The sequence below is a fragment of the Oceanobacillus longus genome, from assembly GCF_042650085.1.
Classification (GTDB): Bacteria; Bacillota; Bacilli; order Bacillales; family Amphibacillaceae; genus Oceanobacillus; species Oceanobacillus longus.
Genome location: NZ_JBHSAO010000004.1, coordinates 148047 through 170267 on the forward strand (window position 1 = coordinate 148047; position 22221 = coordinate 170267).

Annotated in this window: 21 protein-coding genes; 6 read left to right on the forward strand and 15 right to left on the reverse strand. The window is 38.7% G+C overall.

The features are described 5' to 3' along the window. Positions 1-348: 348 nt before the first annotated feature. From ACFOUV_RS07335 to ACFOUV_RS07345, 3 genes are all read right to left on the reverse strand, one after another. A complete protein-coding gene (locus ACFOUV_RS07335; protein ID WP_379496134.1) occupies positions 349-1203 on the reverse strand; it encodes a hypothetical protein in 855 nt (284 codons plus the stop codon). Positions 1204-1246: 43 nt separating this feature from the next. Beyond that, positions 1247-1906: a hypothetical protein gene (locus ACFOUV_RS07340; protein ID WP_379496135.1), complete on the reverse strand. Its 660-nt coding sequence runs from the start codon at positions 1904-1906 to the stop codon at positions 1247-1249. Between the two features lie 88 nt (positions 1907-1994). Then, the gene (locus ACFOUV_RS07345) at positions 1995-2207 is read right to left on the reverse strand and encodes a hypothetical protein (RefSeq protein WP_379496136.1); all 213 of its coding nucleotides are present in this window, start codon (positions 2205-2207) and stop codon (positions 1995-1997) included. A gap of 302 nt (positions 2208-2509) precedes the next feature. Here ACFOUV_RS07345 and yidA point away from each other — a divergent pair, with 302 nt between their 5' ends. The 3 genes from yidA (at position 2510) to ACFOUV_RS07360 (ending at position 5634) form a co-directional block, all read left to right on the forward strand. Beyond that, positions 2510-3334, forward strand: coding sequence for a sugar-phosphatase (gene yidA / locus ACFOUV_RS07350; RefSeq protein WP_379496137.1), 825 nt, complete (start codon positions 2510-2512; stop codon positions 3332-3334). Between the two features lie 326 nt (positions 3335-3660). Continuing rightward, positions 3661-5199 carry an AbgT family transporter gene (locus ACFOUV_RS07355; protein ID WP_379496138.1) on the forward strand — a complete coding sequence of 513 codons (1539 nt, stop codon included), beginning with the start codon at positions 3661-3663 and terminating at the stop codon, positions 5197-5199. Between the two features lie 15 nt (positions 5200-5214). After that, positions 5215-5634 carry an OsmC family protein gene (locus ACFOUV_RS07360; RefSeq protein ID WP_379496139.1) on the forward strand — a complete coding sequence of 140 codons (420 nt, stop codon included), beginning with the start codon at positions 5215-5217 and terminating at the stop codon, positions 5632-5634. A gap of 207 nt (positions 5635-5841) precedes the next feature. Here the strand turns inward: ACFOUV_RS07360 and ilvA are convergent, their stop codons facing one another. The 5 genes from ilvA to ACFOUV_RS07385 all read right to left on the reverse strand — a co-directional run bounded on the left by ilvA (position 5842) and on the right by ACFOUV_RS07385 (position 10678). Then, positions 5842-7098, reverse strand: coding sequence for a threonine ammonia-lyase IlvA (ilvA, locus tag ACFOUV_RS07365; protein ID WP_379496140.1), 1257 nt, complete (start codon positions 7096-7098; stop codon positions 5842-5844). A 181-nt stretch (positions 7099-7279) separates the two neighbouring features. Beyond that, a complete protein-coding gene (gene solA, locus ACFOUV_RS07370; RefSeq protein WP_379496141.1) occupies positions 7280-8419 on the reverse strand; it encodes an N-methyl-L-tryptophan oxidase in 1140 nt (379 codons plus the stop codon). A gap of 439 nt (positions 8420-8858) precedes the next feature. After that, on the reverse strand, positions 8859-8939 hold the full coding sequence (locus ACFOUV_RS07375) for a putative holin-like toxin (RefSeq protein ID WP_368858654.1): 81 nt from the start codon (positions 8937-8939) through the stop codon (positions 8859-8861). Positions 8940-9127: 188 nt separating this feature from the next. Then, positions 9128-9901 (reverse strand): SDR family NAD(P)-dependent oxidoreductase, encoded by a 774-nt coding sequence (locus ACFOUV_RS07380; protein WP_379496142.1) that lies wholly within the window; start codon positions 9899-9901, stop codon positions 9128-9130. A gap of 45 nt (positions 9902-9946) precedes the next feature. Further along, entirely contained in the window at positions 9947-10678 is a 732-nt protein-coding gene (locus ACFOUV_RS07385; protein ID WP_379496143.1) for a glucose 1-dehydrogenase, read from the reverse strand. Positions 10679-10908: 230 nt separating this feature from the next. On the opposite strand from ACFOUV_RS07385, the gene ACFOUV_RS07390 reads away from it, so the two are divergent. Continuing rightward, on the forward strand, positions 10909-11517 hold the full coding sequence (locus ACFOUV_RS07390; protein WP_379496144.1) for a TetR/AcrR family transcriptional regulator: 609 nt from the start codon (positions 10909-10911) through the stop codon (positions 11515-11517). A 94-nt stretch (positions 11518-11611) separates the two neighbouring features. On the opposite strand, the gene ACFOUV_RS07395 is transcribed toward ACFOUV_RS07390, so the two are convergent. From ACFOUV_RS07395 to ACFOUV_RS07405, 3 genes are read right to left on the reverse strand one after another with little or no spacing between them, the layout of a single operon-like run. Next, the gene (locus tag ACFOUV_RS07395) at positions 11612-12394 is read right to left on the reverse strand and encodes an enoyl-CoA hydratase/isomerase family protein (protein ID WP_379496145.1); all 783 of its coding nucleotides are present in this window, start codon (positions 12392-12394) and stop codon (positions 11612-11614) included. A 48-nt stretch (positions 12395-12442) separates the two neighbouring features. Continuing rightward, a complete protein-coding gene (locus tag ACFOUV_RS07400; RefSeq protein WP_379496146.1) occupies positions 12443-13807 on the reverse strand; it encodes a phenylacetate--CoA ligase family protein in 1365 nt (454 codons plus the stop codon). A 27-nt stretch (positions 13808-13834) separates the two neighbouring features. Continuing rightward, on the reverse strand, positions 13835-14446 hold the full coding sequence (locus tag ACFOUV_RS07405) for a TetR/AcrR family transcriptional regulator (RefSeq protein WP_379496147.1): 612 nt from the start codon (positions 14444-14446) through the stop codon (positions 13835-13837). 446 nt (positions 14447-14892) lie between these two features. On the opposite strand from ACFOUV_RS07405, the gene ACFOUV_RS07410 reads away from it, so the two are divergent. Both ACFOUV_RS07410 and ACFOUV_RS07415 read left to right on the forward strand, forming a co-directional pair. Further along, positions 14893-16077 carry a spr1629 family repressor/antitoxin gene (locus ACFOUV_RS07410; RefSeq protein WP_379496148.1) on the forward strand — a complete coding sequence of 395 codons (1185 nt, stop codon included), beginning with the start codon at positions 14893-14895 and terminating at the stop codon, positions 16075-16077. Between the two features lie 290 nt (positions 16078-16367). Then, a complete protein-coding gene (locus ACFOUV_RS07415; protein WP_379496149.1) occupies positions 16368-17174 on the forward strand; it encodes a glycosyltransferase family 8 protein in 807 nt (268 codons plus the stop codon). Positions 17175-17409: 235 nt separating this feature from the next. Here the strand turns inward: ACFOUV_RS07415 and ACFOUV_RS07420 are convergent, their stop codons facing one another. The 4 genes from ACFOUV_RS07420 to ACFOUV_RS07435 all read right to left on the reverse strand — a co-directional run bounded on the left by ACFOUV_RS07420 (position 17410) and on the right by ACFOUV_RS07435 (position 22206). Next, positions 17410-18471 (reverse strand): ABC transporter permease, encoded by a 1062-nt coding sequence (locus ACFOUV_RS07420; protein ID WP_379496150.1) that lies wholly within the window; start codon positions 18469-18471, stop codon positions 17410-17412. Next, the gene (locus ACFOUV_RS07425; RefSeq protein ID WP_379496151.1) at positions 18468-19988 is read right to left on the reverse strand and encodes a sugar ABC transporter ATP-binding protein; all 1521 of its coding nucleotides are present in this window, start codon (positions 19986-19988) and stop codon (positions 18468-18470) included. The genes ACFOUV_RS07420 and ACFOUV_RS07425 overlap by 4 nt, the downstream gene beginning before the upstream one ends. Positions 19989-20138: 150 nt before the next feature. Continuing rightward, the gene (locus ACFOUV_RS07430; RefSeq protein ID WP_379496152.1) at positions 20139-21116 is read right to left on the reverse strand and encodes an ABC transporter substrate-binding protein; all 978 of its coding nucleotides are present in this window, start codon (positions 21114-21116) and stop codon (positions 20139-20141) included. A gap of 97 nt (positions 21117-21213) precedes the next feature. Then, the gene (locus tag ACFOUV_RS07435) at positions 21214-22206 is read right to left on the reverse strand and encodes a Gfo/Idh/MocA family protein (protein ID WP_379496153.1); all 993 of its coding nucleotides are present in this window, start codon (positions 22204-22206) and stop codon (positions 21214-21216) included. Positions 22207-22221 lie beyond the last annotated feature (15 nt).

Consider the following 22221-nt stretch of genomic DNA (forward strand, 5'->3'; position numbering starts at 1 on the left):
CTGTATAAGCATACTACCTATGGACAAATATAATTTTTGGTTTTTGTCCAGACAAAGCATCAGAACTTGATGTAATACAGAGTTAGGATAGAAAAACGTGGAAATGGGAAAATTCAAGAAAGGGTTATTGGCGAATTGCCAAATTCCCCATCTTGCATAAAACCCTAATGTGGCCAATACTGGTTAACCCAAGGGCTAAAGAATCTATTTAATTGATATCAGACAATGCATTGGTTTAAATTAAATAAAACCACCATGTACCGACCGGTACTGGTGGTTTTACAGGTCAGGTGGTTAGTCACCCTCCTATTGTTGTGAGAATAGTGAACCCCTTATTGGTTTTCCTATTCACTGTTCACTTTTCAACTTTTTAATATAATCTATTTTTTCTTGTTTTTGGCTTTGCTCTTCTTCAGTCAATGGTTTGGATTCAACTTGTTCTACCTGGTGCGCTGCATTTTCTACGTTACTTTGCGGTACACCATTTGGAACACTGCCAAGTGGCTCACAGCTAGTAATACTCAGTTCCCAACCACCGGCCATCACACCGACATCGGCTTGAAATTGATCAATAATATATAGGTTCCATGTTCCGTTTGGAGCCGTATTATCATAAATACTCAATTCCGTATTTCCTGATGGCGTAGGTGCTGGAGGTGGATAGGTGTCAAATACGCCATAGTTGGTAGGTTGATAGGTGCCTGAGGTAATTTGGTCAAATTCTGGAAGTAAAGTCGGTGCATCATCGTCAAAAGTCAGCGTGACATTATTAATATCGTTACCGCCGCCTGCAGTTGACATGAGAATGGTATCCTGACCATCTGGTGCAACAAGCAGAGCACTTATATCGGCCGGGTAGGTGTGCGATAAATTATTAAAGGTTACAGTTACTTTTTGGACTGCGCCTGTTAAGCCAGAGACATTGACCGATGAAGGATAAGGAGCTGCTGGTCCTTCATCGAACTCCGAGCCCTCCGCAGGGATCAAAATCGGTGTTGTATTGGAAAACGTGCTTGTTGTAACACGACAAAGATCAGGAAACTCATCTAATAGAAATTCCAATACAATCTCCTTTTTAATAATCAACTTCAAAAGCCTTTCAAGTTCAGACGGCGTAGCATTGCCTGAAGCAGCATTTAACGCATTAGTTAATGCATCTTCCATATTTGCTACAGATTGAATAAAATTTTCTCGTAATACCATGTTCATCCTCCTTTCTATTTAATGAAATAAATAAAACTGAATACTAGGATGGGCCAACTGTATCGCCACAATCCCCGATAAACGTTTGCGGAGAAACAGCAGCAGTAAATGTTGTTTCAAACACAGTACCGTCCTCGCCAGTTGCTGTGATTACAACAGTGGCAATATCAGTTAATGGATTGATCGTGTATGAGAAGTCAACAGTAAAGTCTCCGTCCAGTACATTCCCACTTGCTTGCGCTGTACCACCTTGTAATGTGGCCACAATATTATCCACACAAGCAATCGTACCGCGTCTTCCCTGTGTGAAGTTAATGGTGTTTCCATTATCTTCGAAAGCAATTCTAAAGTTATCAACGGCCGGATTACAGTTTGGTCCACCAGTAAAACATTGTACTGCTGAGAAGTTTATCGTACCCGTAAAGGTCGTTCCCGTTGTTCCATCAGGGTTAATTACTGTAACCATTGCATTAGCAGCGTTACCTGCAATACCTAAACGAAACTTACAAGGGCATTCTCCATTACCATTAGGAGGAAACACATCTTCCAGCAAAAACTCTAGAACAATCTCTTTTTTAATAATCAATTTCAAGAGTCTTTCAAGTTCAGTTGGCGTAGAATTTCCTGAAGCCGCATTTAATGCACTTGCTAATGCATTTTCCATATTTGCTACAGATCGAAGGAAATTTTCACGTGGTGCCATATTTTCACCTCCTTTCATGTCTATCTATAGCCCTGCTTAACTTTCATCATATTAACTTAACCAATGACAGAAACACTCGTTCCCTTACTTAAGCAGGCGGGATCCCGTTATGGATATCCATAGGAAATTCCTCTAGAAGAAACTCTAGTACAATTTCTTTTTTTATAATTAACTTTAAGATTCTTTCAAGCTCTTGAGGAGTAGCATTCACGGAAACCGCATTTAACGTGTTTGCTAATGAATCTTCCATATTTGTCACAGCCTGAAGAAATACTTCCTGGGGGGTCATCTGAATTGCCATTAGTTCAGCTCCTTTCTATACCAACTTATTCCTGCTATCAGAAAACGTATAAGCTGCTGTCTCATTAAATGGAAGTTTACATAAAATTAATTGAATTTGACCAGATTTTATAAATAGCCTATCGTTATTTTAGCCACACAATAGCAACAAAGGGGAAGCACGGGGACGGTTCTTTTGCTTCCATAAACGTAAAATTGGAAGCAGAAGAACCGTCCCCATGCTTCCTCCCAAACTAGTCACATGCCAAATTGTCCTTGTTGTCGTATAATGGTCGTATCAGACACAAGAATGGAGAATGAAAATTGTATAAATTAATTGCGATAGATATGGACGGGACGCTCTTAAATGACCGTCATGAAGTACCAGAAGATGTGCAACACGCATTAGATGAAGCTAAAAGGCAAGGCATTAAAATTGTCCTTTGTTCCGGGCGCCCAATTGGTGGCATGCGAAGCTACATTAAAGCACTAAACTTAGAAGAAGAGGGCGACTTTGTCATCGCATATAATGGGGCATTTGTGCAAGACACGCACACAAACGAGGTTGTAGCTGAATTATCACTTGGATATGATGATCTAGTAAAGCTGTACGACCTTAGTATCGAATTGAAAACATCAATGCATTTCTTTGATGTGGACGGCCTTTATACACCTAACACTGATATAAGTGAATTTACGGTGTTAGAATCGTATTTAAATAAAATTCCATTACGTTATCGTCAGGTGAGCGACATACCTACAACTCTATCGATGCCGAAAATCATGTTTATTGATGAGCAGGAAAGCTTAAATCAAACCATTGAAGCACTTCCGGATAACTTAAAAGAACAGTATACGATTGTTCAAAGCTCACCCTATTTCCTTGAATTTGTTCATCCACTTGCAAGCAAAGGAAACGCAGTGAAGAAGCTGGCAGAACAACTTGGGATTAAACAAGAGGAAGTTATGAGTATCGGTGATAATGGAAATGATTTATCCATGATTAAGTACGCAGGATGTGGCGTAGCAATGGATAACGCCATTCCAGAAATCAAAGCAGCAGCCGATTTTCAAACTCGGAGTAATAATGAAAGCGGAGTGGCGTATGCAATTGAAAAACTTGTTTTAGAGCCCTTACTAGTTAAGTAGTACACAAAATTCATTTGCCAATCATCAGATGGAATAGTGAATCCAATGGGACAGTCTCCCACTGTTATAAAGCACTAAAGTGAAACTTTAAAAGCTGCGAGAATCGATGAGAGTTAATCCCTTCGATTCTTGCAGCTTTTATTTTTATATGAAAACATGTCTCAATATTCAGCCAAATGGAAGCACGGGGACGGTTCTTTTGCTTCCTTTAACACAAAAACGGAAGCAGGAGAACCGTCCCCGTGCTTCCGTTTAAGGCAATATTCTAGACTTTTAATATCTTATAAGTATACTGGGCAATATACTATTTACGAGAAGGTGCAGCTATGAATAAAACAAACACATCCAAGTCCATTCGTATTTTAAATTTTGTCGAGGAAAAGGGAAATAAGTTGCCTCATCCCGTAACCATTTTTATGATGTTTACTTTTATTGTTATCATTTTATCTCATATTCTTTATTTGATTGGAACGAGCGTAACGTTTGAAGGGGTAAACAATGAAACGTTGGAAACGGAAATGCTTACAGTAGGAGCAGTCAGTTTGCTCACTTCTGATGGTATTGCATATATGTTTTCAAGTATTGTATCCAATTTTACATCATTTGTTGCATTAGGCCCGGTATTAGTTGCGATGTTAGGTGTTGGTGTCGCTGAAAAAAGTGGCTATATTAATGCTTTAATGACGAATACAGTTACGAAAGCTCCAAAGAAATTTGTGACGCCCATCGTTGTGCTTATGGGTGTGTTATCGAATGTTGCTGCTTCTGTCGGTTATGTCGTGCTTGTACCACTGGGAGCTATTATCTTCTTAGGCTTTAAGCGGCATCCTCTGGCAGGTCTTTCAGCTGCTTTTGCCGGGGTTGCAGGGGGATACTCAGCGAATTTAGTTATAGGTACCAATGATCCATTATTAAGCGGGATTTCTACAGAAGCTGCACGAATTTTGGACGCAGGTTATGTGGTGAACCCAACAGATAACTGGTTCTTTATGTTTGCTTCTACTTTCTTAATTGTTATCATTGGAACCATTATCACAGATAAGCTAATTGAACCGAAATTAGGAAAATATGTACCCAGTGAGCCTATCGACAATGAAAACGGAATTTCCAGTGTGGAAAAGAAAGGCTTAGTTTGGGCAAATATCTCTATTTTGATTACGGTCATTGCTATAGCATTTCTTGTCATACCTGAAAATGCTCCACTTCGAGGTGAAGGTGGAAGTCTGATCGAGTCCCCTTTCATGAGCAGTATTATCTTCCTGATGATGCTGATCTTCTTAGTACCTGGTACGGTTTATGGGATTGTTACAAAAAAGATTAAAAATGATAAAGATGTTGCAAATCTAATGAGTTATTCATTGGAGACAATGACTGGATTTATCGTATTGATTTTCTTTGCAGCACAGTTTGTCGCATTTTTCAATTACACGAATCTAGGTACCATTATCGCGGTAAAAGGTGCGAACGTATTAGAGGCGATTCAATTAGATGGAGCTCTACTACTTGTCGCATTGATCCTAATTACAACAATAATTAATTTATTTATTGCTGCAGATTCTGCAAAATGGGCGATCATGGCTCCTGTATTTGTACCGATGTTTATGCAAATGGGGATATCTCCGGAAGTAACCCAGGTGGCATACCGAGTTGGTGATGCTTCAACAAATATTATTTCTCCACTGATGCCATTTTTCCCGCTGGTCGTTGCTTTTGCACAGCGGTACGGGAAAAAAAATGGGGTCGGAACAGTGATATCCCTGATGCTGCCATACTCCATTGTCATTCTTGTTTGCTGGACAATCTTCTTTGTCATATGGTATTTACTAGGTATACCGGTTGGCCCTGGGACAAGCTTAACGTACTAAGAAAGGATGATAGATATGAAAGTAACAACAACATGGACGGGTGGACGTGCCTTTGAAGCGATTGGTGATTCAGGCTATGCGATAAACATGGACGCGACAGAAGCTTACGGCGGTTTAGGAAAAGGTGCTACCCCAACAGAAATGCTTTTAGGCTCATTAGCAGGCTGCATTGGGATTGATGTAACCATGATTCTTAGACCATATCTCGATAAAGTTGATAAAATAGAAATAGAAACAAATGGCACTCGAAAGGAAGAAGCACCAAAAGGATTTACAGCGATTGAAGTGACGTTTACCATCGATGGTGATATTGATAGTAAGAAAGTATGGCGAGCAATCCATCTAGGTGAGGAAAAATATTGTTCTGTATCCGATTCGTTAAGTGGAGAAATTTCTTTCCGACTAATTCTAAATGGCGAAGAACAATCAGCCTAACGAAAAATGCTCGAGAGTGGAAGCACGGGGACGGTTCTTTTGCTTCCACTCAAACAAAAAAGGAAGCAGGAGAACCGTCCCCATGCTTCCTTCCCCTTTCTTTAAGTGCATTATTAAGGGGCTTAGTGACATGTTCCTTATCCCCAAAAATAAAAAGAGACTTGCTTATGCCATTACTAGCCATAAACAGGTCTCTTTTTCTATCATTTAAATTAACAAATGGAATAAATTCGGATCTTTATTAATCTCAATAAAAGTAAATCCTTTATTATTCATGCGATTGATTAAAGGCTCATAATCGCTTGGTTGTTTTAGCTCTATTCCAACAAGGACAGGTCCTTTATCCCGATTATTCTTTTTCGTGTATTCGAAGCGAGTAATATCATCCGTTTCTCCAAGGACATCTGCCATGAATTCTCTAAGTGCGCCCGCCCGTTGAGGGAAGTGAACGATGAAATAATGTTTATACCCTTCAAAAATAAGGGATCGCTCTTGAATATCCTGCATGCGATCAATATCATTATTTCCACCACTAATGACACAAACAATGTTTTTTCCTTTAATTTGATCCTTATAATAATCTAATGCTGCAACTGGTAGTGCGCCAGCGGGTTCTGCGACAATTGCATTATCATATAGTTCCAGCAGTGTTGTGCATACTTTCCCCTCCGGCACGACAGCAATATCATCCACAACCTGCTTACACGTTTCATACGTTAGATGACCTACCTGCCCTACACTTGCACCATCTACAAATTTATCGATATGATCCAACTTGACGACCTTTTTTTGTTCAAATGACGCTTTCATCGACGCTGCACCAGCAGGTTCTACACCGATTACTTTTGTATTCGGGCTAATGCTTTTAATATAGGAGCCAACTCCAGATACAAGTCCGCCACCACCAATAGACATAAAAATATGGGATAGAGGCTTTTCCATATCGTCTAATATTTCAACGCCTACTGTTCCTTGCCCGGCAATTGTTCTGTAATCATCGAATGGATGAATAAAAGTCATTTCATGAGCATCACAGTATTCCCTTGCTTTTTCGTAAGAATCATCAAAGGTATCACCAGTTAATTCAATTGTTACAAAGGATCCTCCAAAAGATTCAACAAACTTCACTTTCTGCCTTGGCGTCGTGCTTGGCATAAATATTGTCCCATGAATCCCGAGCGCCATACAAGAATAGGCAACACCTTGGGCATGGTTTCCCGCACTCGCGCAAACAACCCCATTTTTTAATTCTTCTTGTGATAAACTTTGCATTAAATGATAGGCTCCCCTTAGTTTAAAGGAGCGAACAACTTGCAGGTCTTCCCTCTTTAAATAAACATTGCAATCATACCGTTCCGACAAAATCGGATCTTTCTGCAACGGCGTTTTTATGACAACATCTTTTAATACTTGATTAGCAACAATAATATCTTTAATTTGTATAGGACTTACTTTTGTACTCATGAAATAGAATCCTTTCTTAGTAAACGAAGGCTTTCATCAGGAAAGCCTTCGTTGTACGTATACTGATTTCCTAATAGCAATTATTTCTTATCAGTGTACCATAATCAGATAAATTGGAAAACTGTAGACTCAATAAATATAGTGATTTTGTCACTTGACTCTACAGCCCTCTCTTTTCCATTCAAAACGATCCTTGCTTAAATCGATCTAGACTAAAAAATGATATATCCTGTGTACTATTGCCTTTGATAGCCATTTGACTTAATACTTCACCAATCGCACTGCTGAATTTGAAACCATGGCCAGAAAAACCACAAGCGATCATTACATGAGGGTATTCTTTGAAACGATCGATAATAAAATCTCCGTCGGGGCTATTTGTATAGGTACACACTTTTCCCAGCTTATGGATTAATGTCTCGCTCATGGTTTGTTTAGCAAATTCAGTTACATCCTCTTCATCTTCCGTATAAGAACCAAAGGATGCTAGTTCTTCTCCCTTTGTTAAAGGGATTCCTCCATCATGCCTACCAATTTTAGGCCCGGATTTATTCATAGAAGGAAACCCATAGAAAACCGCTTGCCCATTATCAAAGGACCAAGCAGGAAAGGACCCTATTTTATACTTTTCTTCTGCAGCCTGAAACCAAGAAAAAGTTTTTCTAATAGGGGTTAGAGGTAGTTCTTGCTCAAATAAAGCAGTTATTTTATTTGTTCCTTTTCCAGCTGTAATGATCAATTGGTTTCCATGCAAGCGTTTATCTTTCAGTCCTATTGTCACATGATCAGATTGGATATCTATGCGTTCAACGTTTTCATTTAGAAACAAATCTGCTCCATATTGAATCGCTAGTTCGCGATATGCTTGAATTGCCTCTTCACTCATTAACACACCGGCATTCGGCTCATAACAAGCAAGTAAATCCTCATTTAAATGATAACCTTCCCATCGACGATTAATATCAACAGCATTTAAAACTTCTGCATTTAAATCGTACCTTTTTGCAGATTGAATTACATTTTTGAGAAAGGTTGATTCTTTAGTGCCTATATTTAGTACACCCGTTTTGTGAAATAGTTTTCGATTGGATTCATTTTCTAACTCATACCATAATTCTTGTGAACGTAATGCTAATGGGACGTATTTCTCCCCCTCTCCATAGCCATGCCTAATTAGACGTGTTTCACCATGATGGGAACCCTTTATATGTGGCGGGTCATTTGAATCAACTAACGCAACTTTCTTTCCTTCTTTAGCTAGATAATAACCAGCAGCCATTCCCATAGAACCAGCGCCAATAATAATGACATCATATCTCATTTCCATTTCCTCCCATGTCTTTCATCATCGAGTAAAAATTGAGGTAAAAGTGAGGATACCTCAGAACACATTGAATACGTTTATCTATCCGATAATCCTTAATATTTAATTACTATAGCACGGATTGCAGGGATTTGAGAACGGATTGAGGCTACTAAAAACGGACACAACGACAGCTGCTCTTTTTCGATCAACAATCCTCTGCCCACACCGTGTGATACATTCGACAAAATTCGGGGAGTGACAGGCACCGTTTTGGTACTTCTGTTTTCATTTCCACGGATATCGGGTATAATAAATGTAGATTAGTTGCATAAAATGGAAAGAGACCGCTAGTGCGGATACACTAACGGCCACATACAATAGCCCTTCAAGGGGGCGGCTCACAATAGAGAACGAGAAATAACCACCCTAATTGCTTGCCAGGCTCACAGGGTGGTTATTTTTTATGGCTTGACAGCAATGCAACGATTAACGTTCCAAATGAAATCATTAGAACAAGCGATTCATATACCGTCATTAGGCATCACCCCCTTTCATCAAAAAAGGGAGTAAGCCACCACCCATGAAAGCCTTCTTGTACAAGTATCATTGTAACAATAATCGGTTATTATAGACAGACCATATTTTCCTATTTTTAACCATACCATTATTAAAAAAGTCAGCTCCCATAAATGAGAGCTGACATTACACTAGATTCTTGATTTCCTACGAATTCGTTGTCCAACCACCGTCTACAACTAATTCTAAACCTGTTACATATTTTGATTCATCCGATGCTAAATATAAATACGCATTGGCAATATCTTGTGCTTCCCCTGCATATGGTTTTAAAGCCGCTTTTCCATCGTAATTAGAACCCATTTCTTCCTGAGAATGAATTCCTGCCTTTTCAACCATCCCAGTAAAAATAGCTCCCGGATGAACAGAATTTACACGTATATTGTCTGTTCCAAACCATTGGGCTGCGTGTTTCGTTAATGCTCGAACAGCACCTTTTGATGCACTATATGCTGCGCCCCCGGCATCAGCAACACCTCCAACGATAGCTGCAATGGAAGAAGTATTAACAATAGAACCTCCCCCATTTTGTTGCATATGCGGGATAACTGTTTTCATTCCTAACCATACACCAGTAGAATTGATTGCCATTACTTTATTCCAATCATCTAATTCAGCTTCTAAAATACCTTTTGCCATGTGAATACCAGCATTATTAACGAGAATATCAATTTTGCCATATTTTTCAACTGTTTTTTCAACTACTTCATTCCACGAATCCGGTTGGGATACATCAAGATGATATGCAATCGCCTCTCCACCATTCGCAACAATTTCCTTCACTCTTTCATCCAGTACATCACCGACCACGTCTGTTGCAACTACTTTTGCTCCTTCATTTGCAAACAACTTTGCACCAGCTAATCCCATACCACTTGCTGCACCTGTAATAATGGCTACTTTTCCTTCTAATCTACTCATTTAAAACTCTCCCATTCTATACGATGTTTATCTCTTATCTTTCTATTATTGCGCGCCTAACCCACCATCAATCACAAATTCAGATCCTGTCGAATAACTAGACTCATCTGAAGCCAGATATAATACCAGATTGGTAACTTCCTCAGGTTCTCCAGCCTTTTTGAGTGGAAACATATTAACCAATTCATCATTAATAAGGGCTTCCGTCATAGGAGTCCGGATAAATCCAGGATGTACGGAATTGACACGGATTCCATATTCCCCCAGCTCAAGGGCCGCTGCCTTTGTCATTCCTCTTACAGCAAATTTTGAGGCAGTATAAGCAACTTTTTTATTCACTCCAACAATTCCAGCAAGCGAGGAAATATTTACGATCGATCCTCCCCCAGCTTTTTTCATCGATGGCACGACATGTTTCATTCCTAGAAAAACAGATACCTGATTTACATCAATCACTTTGCGGTAAGTTTCTTCTGGGTATTCTTCTAAATTTATTTCCGGTATATCAATACCTGCATTGTTAACCAAAACATTAATCGGTCCAAATTTCGCTTCCGCTTTCTCAATGACATTTTCCCAGTCAGATGCATTTGATACGTCATGTTTGATAAATAATATGTTTTTACCAATCTCACTTTCTAGTTTCTTTCCGTCCTCTTCTAATATGTCTGTAACAACAACCTTTGCACCTTCCGCAATCAGCCTTTTTACATGACTAGCTCCCATTCCCCTTGCTCCACCTGTAACAACAACTACCTTATCTTCTACTCTATTCATATTACTCCTCCTTTTTATCACCCATTCGCTGGAAGACTATGTGAAACGATGGTAAAATATAACTACAACGTAATGACTGCGCTTACATTAAGCGAATTGTTTTAGAACTCACTATTAGTTTAAATGTAAAGAAAATATTTTCAATCATTAATAAATACTCCGTTGTATCGTTAAGCAACAGATTTACGCAGACTGTTGCGTCATTCATAAAAATCTTTGGAGGGAAGTATATGCGATCAAATAATGTTGCAGAAGACCGGCGGATCCGCAGAACAAAAAGTAATCTGAAACGAGCATTCATCTTGCTAATGAATGAAAAAACGTACCGAAGTATTACCGTTACAGACATTGTAAATCGAGCGGATTATAATCGGGCAACATTTTATCGTCATTACCAGGATAAAGAAGAGCTCGTACAGGAACTAGTCGATGACAAGATAGCTGACCTGACCAAAGCATTTCGTTTCCCCTATAAAAATAATCGTTTTGTTAAAGTAGACGCTCTATCTCCCTCCAATGTCATTATTTTTGAGCATATTTTAAACAATGCTGACTTTTACAAGCTATGGAAAGATTCAGAAGGGATACCAGGATTTCAAGATAAAATCATCGATACGTTTATAGAACTTCATAAAAACGATATTATCTACTTTCCAAACGAACAGACAGATATGAATGATGATTATTTTATTACTTATCGGGCATACGGTGTCTGGGGCTTAATCGTCAAATGGATAAAAGACGATTTTAAAACGCCTCCACATGAGATGGCAAATGAATTAATTAAGATTATAAGCTACCACCCACTGAGGAAATATGAAACGAAAAATATGGGGTAGATGCCTTAAAAATAATAAATTCCTCACTATGTTTAGCCATGAAAAAACACCCCGAAGTCAGATTTCATTCTAACTTCTGGGGCGCATTAAAAGATTATTTTTCCCGTTCAACAAAGTCTTTCATCTTGTTCTTTGTCTCCCCTGAAACCAATACTTTCTCAACGAGCTCTGTTTCACCAATCATGATATCACCAAAATTAACTGCTGTTGTGGCTTGAATTAATTTCTTTGTCATTCGAATCGATTGGTTACCTTTGCTTCTAATTTTTTCAACGTATTGCTGGATTTCATCATCTATGTTTTCAGCTGCAGCTACTCTATTAATAAAGCCCATGGAATAGCTTTCCTCTGCAGTCACATCTTCACATAACATAATTAATTCCTTGGCTCTGACAGCTCCAACTGCTTTCACGAGCCTTGGCGTGCAGCCCCATGTTAGAAAAATACCTACATTTGTTTCTGGTAAATTTAAAATAGCTGACTCTTCCATAATTCGAAAATCAGTCGTCATCAGAATCGCAACGCCGGCTCCATATGCACTACCACGAAGCGCTGAAATTGTTATTTGTTCGATACTTTCTAGCTTTCGCATCATTTCTTGACCAAGTATTTGCATGCTCCTTAACTGGTCAGAAGTTTGCTCAACCCCTGACAAACCATCATATAATTCATATAAGTCCGCACCAGCAGAGAAAATCTTCCCTTGATTTGTAAAAACAACAAATTTAATTTCTGGCGCTTCTCTTAACCAATCTGCTACCTTGATTAATTCTCTAATCATCTTCGTGTTTACAGCATTCGCGTTTTTCTCACGGTTTAATGTAACAGTTAGAACATCATTCTCTTTTTCTAACTTTAATGTTTCATATTTTTCCAAGCGTATACATCTCCTCTTCAAGACGAGCATTTAACAATTCCGTTTATTTTAGTTATAATTCTTTTCGAATAATGGTGTTTTCCCCATTGATTTTTCTAATGTTCCAGGCGCGCACCAAATAATTTCTGGCGTCATACGTACTTGGTGTTTTAGCGCGTATTTGATTTTTTCTTCTAAGTTTTGTAGATCATTCGTATCAATATTAAGACCATGTTCCATTTTTACGACTAGAGGTGGTGTAACACGTGGTGGTGCATCATTTAGTACAATTCGCATTTCACCAGTCACATGAGGAGTGAAATTATTAATCACTTTTTTAATTGCAGAAGGATAAACATTGACCCCTTTCACAATAAGCATATCATCGGAGCGACCAACAACCTTCACACGATACCCCTTGAATCCACAGCCCGGACACTCATTCGTAAATACTTGGACAATATCACCGGAAGCCATTCTTAACATCGGAACTGCTTTTCGGTCTAAGGAAGTATAAATTGCCTCTCCGATGACGCCGTCCTTAATCTCAAGTGCTTGTTTCGTATCAGGGTCCACTAAATCATATGGATATAGATCGAAATCTGGTGTTACACAATGCATCCCATGGTAGTCATCCGAATCACATGAAAAGGCGACTGTACCAGCAGTTGGTGCAATCCAATCATATACGCGACAACCATATGCATCTTCAATTTTCTTTTTGACCTCCGGAATGCCAATCGCTATTTCTCCAACTGTATAGAGGGCAGATAAGTTTAATTCACCAACCGTTTTACCTATCAATTCTGGTGCTTTTTGGATTAGATGCTCTGCGAGAGAGGGTGTCATCATAGCCGCATTCGGTTTCGTTAATTGCGCATAGCGTAGAATCTCCGACGTACCAGCTCTTACATCGACATCAATTGGCAGCACGCCTGCATGTCTAATTCCTGGAATTGCTGCAGATGTAGCATAAACCCCTAAAGCATGGTTGAATAATAAACGGTCTCCAGCAGTAATTCTTCCATACTCCAGCATATGAGCAACAGCGGTAGAAATATTGTCTTGATCACTTTGTGCAAGTGTATAGGTAAACGTAGGTACGCCCGTTGTCCCACTCGTCGTCGCTGTCAAAACAACATCATCCGGTGAACAGCTTAAATGCATACCAAATGGATGACCATATCTTTCCATGGATTCTTGCTGGCTTTTTCTTTCTTGATCTTTGTCCATCATGATTGGTAATTTCCGAAAATCCTCTATAGACCTAATCTCTTGAGGGTGCACACCGTTTTCATTAAATTTCTCTCTGTAAAACTCAGAATTATTATAAACATATTTCATTTGCTTCAATAGCTTCGTTTCTTGGTGTTGAACAATTTCATCATGACTCATATAATTTAAGGAATCTGTAACAAAACGCATTTTTTTCATTTTCTCTCTCCAATCATATGTATTTATTTATGGAATCCAAGTCTGCACGCGGCTTTGAAGAAGTTTCCGCGCATCTTCCTCCTTATAAAAATCCATTAAAAACAAGGTGCTTTGATGGATAATAAATCCAATCATATCCCATGAGATGGTTTCAGCATCTATGTCTAAATCTAAAATATCTTCAGCTTCTCCATCTTTTAAAACAGATTGATAGAAAGTTGCATAATTTTGATAGGTATCGATTAATACCTTCCTTACATCTGTATCATCCACTTCGGAAATGGCTTGATAATAAATTTTCAACTCCCGCCTGTATGTTTCCATACTTGAAAAATAAGTCCACATACTATTTTCGATTGCCTTTCGGTATTGCGCTTTGGTTTGTAGTTTCTCTTCCGTAAAAAAATCCTTCGACAGGAAATTCTCAATTGTTTTCCGACTGGTTATTTTCAGGATCTCTTGAAAAAGCTCAGCCTTCGATGCGAAAAACTTATAAATCATCGGATCCGTAATCCCTGACCGTTTAGCAATATCCGTGATCTTTGCCACCCGATAATTAGATTCTGAAAAAACTTCAATTGCTGAACGAATGACTATCTTTTTCCTATCACTAGCCGCTAATTTTCTTTGTTTCTCCACATCATCAGCCTCGTTTTCATAAATTGGTTAGTAATGACTAACTTGAGTGATTATTTAAATAATAAAGATTTATGATAATTTTGTCAATGGGACGTTTGGCGTCTGTTTCTGCTATTTCCGAGAAACGCTGAATCAAATGAAAAAGAGTATTTCACTTAAATAGGCAGCCTTAAGTTTATAATATATTTAAATATAGAGGGGGTTAACCCAAGCATAGGCACTACTAATTAAAAGTTCTTCTTTTTTCTGTATTCGCTCATTTAGATAACTTTTATAACCTTACATGATTCCGTTTACAAGACGTTCACTGATTTCATCGGTAAATTTATATATCTCCAATCAGATGATAAGGAAATCGAGACACAAGTATCCATCGGTGACTATGGTATAGTAATTGATGAGGAAGACAAAGCTAGTGACACAGAATCATAAAGGAGGAATGCAACATGTTTGTTGGTGAGACGTTAACCAACATACGATTGCTCCACGGACTATCAAGAAGACAGCTAGCCAGCGAGTTAGATGTGACGGAACAGTCTATTTGGCAATATGAAAATGGGTATATTTCCCCCAGTTTAGAAGCGATTAACAAGTTGAGAACGTACTTCCATGTTCAACCAAAATATTTTTATTCCAAAAGCGATCTGCCAAGTCAAATTAATGAACAACATATAGCGTATCGCTCCAAAGTTCGCAACAGTAGACAAAAAACAAAATCGGAAACCGTTTATCTAGAATTCCTAAATCATATAACCAATTATCTTTCGTCAACGATCAACTACCCAAACAATAGAATAAAAAAAATTAAAGACGATGCAATTAACTATAAAAATAATAATGCCGAGCAAATAGAAATGGATAAAATAATTGAACATATTGCTTCTGAGGCTAGAAAATCAATCGGTTTAACTAATGATCATAATGAAGACTTGCTCTTTCATATCGAAAAGAACGGGGCATTCATTTTTGAAAAGTCATTCGGTGATACGGTTGATGCATGTAGCACATGGTCTGATGCCGATATCCCCTTCATCATTTTAGGCAATATGAAAAAATCTGCAGTTCGACGTAACTTTGATTTAGCACATGAATTAGGACACCTGCTTTTACATTACAAGATAGATATAACAGACTTAAACAAAAAAGATTACGAGCAAATAGAAAGAGAAGCAAACACATTTGCTACAAACTTCCTATTACCGGAAAAAGAATTTTTAAGTGACTTAGATGCGATCGGTAAGATTTCAAATCCAAATGCTTATATTGAATTAAAGAAGAAATGGAAAGTATCTATCGCTGCAATGGCTTACCGAGCATATACGCTTAAACGAATGTCTTACCAGCAATACAGGTATTTTAATTCCTCTCTGAATCGAAATAACTATAAGGAAATCGAGCCATTAGATGATCAAATCATTATCATGAAGCCAGGAAAAATTAGAAGCTCTTTTCAAGTTCTTTTTGAAAAAGAAATACGCTCTGTTGAAGATGTATTAAGTTACACGAAGTTCGAGCTTAAGCTATTGGCTGAGCTGGTTGATATTGAGGAAGCGTTTTTTGAGAGGCATAGGGTCAAAAACCGACATTCACGGGTTTATGATTTTGTTGTCGGTGAGAGCGGGAGTTATTAACATTTGAACGATACAACTAAACACCGCATGAAAAGAAGATAACTAACTATTAAAGTATAAAAAGTAACTGCCTCAACAAGTAGACGTAAAGGGTAGTTGCTTTTTTCCTATTAGGAAATACGAACGAAATGCAGCACGGGGACGGTTCTTTTCCTCCCCCTCTCCACAAAAAAGGAAGCAGGAGAACCGTCCCCGTGCTTCCTACCGTCAACGCTTCCATTCACGATAAATCATTCTCGGCATGATATAATTAATAAAATAGAAATTAAAAGATGTGGAGATTGATTTACGTGAATATCTTAGTTACTTTAAATGCAAATTATATTAACCCATTGAAAGTTATGCTGAAATCATTGTTTATGAATAATTCAAATGAAGTGTTTTGTGTCTATTTGCTGCATTCAACCTTAAACGAGAAAGAACTTTCAATGATCCATAAATACATAAATGATCATGGGCATGATTTCGTAGCACTAACGGTACAAGAGAATTATTTTGCTGATGCCCCAGTAGTAAAACATTATTCGAAGGAAATGTATTATCGATTACTGGCATATAAGTTTCTGCCTAGTGATTTAGATAGAATATTATATATTGACCCTGATATTCTTGTAATCAATGGCATCAGAGAATTGTATGATATGGATATGACGGGCCATTTATATGCTGCGGCTTATCATGATTTCACATCCGCTAAAGAGATTAATAAATTAAGATTGAAGGCATATGAAATCGAAGCATACTATAATTCAGGTGTACTGTTAATGAATCTCGAATTACAGCGGAAGGAAATAAAGGAACAGGAGATTTTTCGTTTCGTTGAAGAAAATAAAAAAAGGCTTGTTTTACCGGATCAAGATGTTATTAATGGGTTATATTCGAAGGAAATCATAACTATTGACGAAGTACGCTATAATTTCGATGCAAGGTTTTACCTATATTACAAGCTTTCCAGTAAAAATAAAATAAATATGGATTATATTATCCGATATACATCCATCATCCATTTTTGTGGGAAGAAAAAACCTTGGCATAAAAACTATGCTGGGAAATTCCATGCGCTGTATAAGCATTATGAAAAATTAGCGTTAGGGTAAAAGGATGCAGCACGGGGACGGTTCTTTTGCTTCTAGCGGGATAATTGTCCTATAAACTGCCCTCCGTCCTGTTTGGCAAAAATCAATTTGTGGCGGGGAACAGTGAGTCGATCTATTATTTCTTTCATTCTTGATACACCTACATGTCACATACTTTTATTAGCGTCTAGTAAGAATATTCCTCCCCCTCTCCACAAAAAAGGAAGCAGGAGAACCGTCCCCATGCTTCCTTTTTCTATGCATTTTTTTCTTTTCTTTGTAGTAATACTGCTACAATTACAATTATTCCTTTGAATGCTTCTCTTAAGTATGGTGGTACTCCGAATAGGTTTAGTAGGTTATTCATTACCGCAATAATAAGCATTCCATATACTGTGCCAAGGATAAATCCTCGTCCACCTAGCATATTGGTTCCACCGACAACGGCTGCTGCGATGGCGTCCATTTCCATTCCTCTTCCGGCGTTGGAGAAGTCCATGGAGCCGATACGTGACACTTGAATTATAGCAGCAACCGAAACAAGAAGTCCCATTAATGCATACACACGTAGCTTCACCTTGTTTACATTAATTCCAGAAAGTTTTGCGGCTCTTTCATTCGATCCTACTGCAATAATTTGCCTTCCAAAGGTTGTTCGCTTCGACACATAGTATAGAATAGCAGCAATGACAGCCCAATAAAAGATGGGCATAATCATGAAATTTCCGATTTTAAGGCTCGATATTTGTAAAAATTCCATTGGTACAGAAGTGTTGTAGCCTTGTGCAAAATGCTGGGTCACACTTCTGAAAATCATCATCGCTCCTAATGTTGCGATAAAAGGGGGAACATTTCCTTTTGTGATAGTCACACCAATAAGTGCACCTAATAGATACCCAAATCCCATCACTAGAATAATCGTAAGAATAATAGCAGGAACGCCAGATACACCGATTGCACCTAAGATTCCTGCACTTCCTGTATCCAGGAGGTACATCGCAAATGCACCAGTAATAACCAGTGTGGAACCAACGGCCAAGTCAATCCCGCCTGTCATAATAACAAAGGTCATCCCTAATGCAACAATACCGACACCAGCGTTGTTACGTAGAATATTAATCCAGTTACTTGTCCAAGACTGGAACCATTCGCCAACGGAATTGTAATCAAAACCTAATGTCAAGGTTTGTAAAATAACCATAATGATAAGGGCAATTAATATACTGAATAGCGGGTCATTCGACCATTTATATTTAAATCTTTCCATAAAAGTCTTTTTCTTTTTTATTGGGGGTGTGTTCTCCAACTCTGGTTTCATAATGGTTGTTCTCTCCTCTCTAAATCAAGCTCCCCACCAGTAGCCAAGCTCATAATCGAATGCTCATTTCGATGTTCACCTTGAACCTCACCCTGAATAATGCCATGATACATGACAAGTGCTCGATCACATACGCGGATAATTTCTTGCGCTTCACTGGATAGTACAATGATGGCAATATTCTCTTCCGCAAGCTTTAAAATAATATCGTAAATATCTTCCTTCGCTCCCACATCGACACCCTGCGTAGGATTATCTAAAATCAGTATTCTTGGATTCGCAGCTAACCATTTGGATAAAACAACCTTTTGTTGGTTTCCACCAGAAAGACTTGTAATGCTATCGGTCAGTTCACCCATCTTCAAACGCAAAGTACCGCGCTGCTCCTCAAATTTCTGCCAATGCTTTTCTGTATTAATAATTCCCCGCTTTGCAAACATCGGCCATGTAACAATCGAGGCATTTTCGATAATATTCATATCTTTAATAATTCCATTCTCTTTTCGGTTACGAGGGAGGTACGCAATTCCTTCTTTAATGGCCTGGTACGTACTTTTGATTTTTACTTCTTTGCCGTTTAAGTAAATTTTTCCAGATGTCAATTTCTCCGCACCAAAGATTGCTTGAAAAAGTTCGCTTCGACCATCTCCAAGAAGACCTGTCACACCAACAATTTCACCACTCTTGATGGAGAAACTAATATCGCGAAAAGACTGCTGATCTGTCAGCCCTTCCACTCGCAAGACTTCTTCCCCAATTTCCTCAGCGTCTCTCTCTCTTCGTAATGACTCCGTTCTCACATCGTAACCTACCATGTGACTCGCCAACTCTTTTGTCGTTATATCACTTACATTTCCACCAGCAGCCAAATTTCCATCCCGAAGTACGAGGTATCGATTACAAACCTGCATTACCTCATTTAATTTATGAGATATAAAAATGATTCCGACGTTGTGCTCCTTCATCGTTTCCATCATCTTAAAAACCCGTTCAATTTCTGAATCGGTTAACGATGTGGTGGGCTCATCCATAATGATGATGGATGCATTTGTCATCATCGCACGGCAGATTTCAACGATTTGTTTATAGGATGAATCCAAGTCACGAACCATTTTTCCAGGGTCCAAATCCACATTCATCCGCTCAAACATTTCTGCCGTTTGATCATACATTTGCTTTAGGTCAAGGCTTCCTCGTTTCGTTTTGATTTCCCGACCGAGAAACATATTTTCATAAATAGGTAAGTCATTGATCAAATTCAGTTCCTGATGGATAAATGCGATTCCCGCTTCTAGTGACCCGGCAGGTGTATCGAAGTTCACCTTTTTTCCATCGACCAAAATCGATCCGGAATCCAATTGATGAACGCCACCGAGAATATTCATTAATGTGGATTTACCTGCTCCATTTTCCCCGAGCAATGCGCAAATTTCACCACCTTGGACAGAAAGGGACACATCCTTTATGACATCGTTACTCCCAAAAGACTTTCGTATATTTTCCATCGTAATTTTCATGTAATCACATCCATACTTTTGTAATAGCAAGCCTAGGTAGGTACTAGAGTTAGAAATAGTTTTTAGAAAAGAAGAGGCTATAGCAAACGCCATAACCCCATTTTTATTCTCTAATTAGTTTCCAGCCTTACCGCTTCGTTGAATCCCGGTCTAGTACGGGGACTCTTCGTCTAGGAATTCTTCATGGTTTTCTCGGTCTACTACGGTTGTTGGGATGATCGTTTCTGCTTCTACATCTTCGCCGTTTAGTAAATCAACTGCGATATCTACTGCATCTTTAACCATAGCTGGGCTGTATAGGGCAGATTGAATCCAGATATCTTCATTTTCAGGCATCATTTCGAAATATTCTTGCATACCGCCACCGCCTGTTACGACTTGTATGTCTGTTCTTCCAGCTTCGTTGATTGCTTGAAGGGCGCCAATTGACGTTTCATCATCCAAGGAGTATACGGCATCAATATGGTCCATACTTGTTAGAATATCAGCAAAATCTGACAAACCATCTTCTCTAGTAAACTGTGTGGCATAGGTATGAAGGGTCATATCTGGTGCAATTTCTTCCATTGTTTCAACAAAACCACTCGTTCTCAGCTCCGAAACAGAACCTGCTGAAGGCACTTCTAAGATAACAACTTCACCTTCTGTACCAATTTTATCTACTACATAGTTAGCTCCCTGTACTCCCATATCGTAGTTGTCACCTGCAACTCGATACACGCCGTCGACATCAATAGCAATATCAAAGTTTACCACTTCAATTCCTTCATCCAATGCACGTTGAATGGGGACCTCCATCCCTTCCCACTGCGGGAATGCTACAATCGCTTCTGCGCCCCAAGTGATTAAGTCATCTAGCTGTGATGTCATTTCGGATGCATTGGTACTTGTATGAATTTGGTAGTCCATATCATCGGATAATTCTTCGGCACGTGATTCTGCATGATATGCAACCGCAGCCACCCAACCATGGGTAACAGCAGGTGCCAGAATACCTACTTTGTACTTATCGCCAGAATCACTTTCTCCACCATCCTCACCAGATGCATCATCTGAATCTCCACATGCAACCAATACCGGTACCATTATCAATACAAGGAAAACAAACAATTTAACTAAATTTTTCAACTAAAAAACCCCCTTTGATTTTTAAAATCTATACGAATGAAATCGTGAAACCATCTTTCAATTAATAAAAGCGCTTACAATATTCGATAAAAGTTCATTACAGGACAGGAACTTCACGCCCTGTTTTTAATGATTTTTCAATATCTTGGAGCAATTTGATAATATATAAAACGTCATTCAATGGAATAATGTGGTTCTCGTGATCATTTTCAATGCAACTGATAAAATAAGCTAATTCATTTTGGAAAGCATCCGCTTGTACGACATCATTCACCACAGATACCTGATCACTTTCATAAAAAACAAATCGGCGTTCATTGATTTTCTCAATGTTTGCCCCGCCTTTAAGTTGGAATTCCAAAGCACTATTTGCTGCCTGTGCTCGCAGTGACATCGTAAATGGATAGCCCATCGGCATTTTTTGTGATCCTTCAACAAATGCTTTTGCCTGATTTTTAAATGTGAGGGTTGTCATAATGTGGTCCCATGCCCCATATTCGTTCTGATGCCCTACTGCATAGACGCGTTCAACTTTACCTAGCAAATAATAGACGAAATCAATATCATGAATATGGAGATCAAATAGAGCTCCCCCGCTTTTTTCCGGATGCTGAAACCATTTACTCCAATTAGGTAATTGGCCATATCTTCCCATTTGAACCATTTCAATATTACTCAATTTATCCGTCTCGCTATATGCTTTAATGGTTTGGTATTCCGGCCAAAATCGGATAACATGCCCAACGAACAACCGTACACCACATTCCTCGGTTACTCGAAAAATCCGCTCCGCTGCTTCCACCGTCAACGTCAACGGCTTTTCACAAAAGATATGCTTACCAGCTCTGGCAGCCTTCGTGATATATTCCTCATGTAAAAACGTCGGTACACAAATATCTATAATATCAATCGCTTCACAACGAAGGAGTTCTTCATACTCCGAAACAATCGACCCATCGAAGGAAGTTAATTCATCTTTCCTTCCATTTCTAGTACAAATAGCAATCACTTTTGCATTGGGGACATGACGATATGCCTCTAAATGCGTTTTTCCGATATTACCTAATCCAACCAGTCCTATTGTCTTCATAATACCTCCTACTCT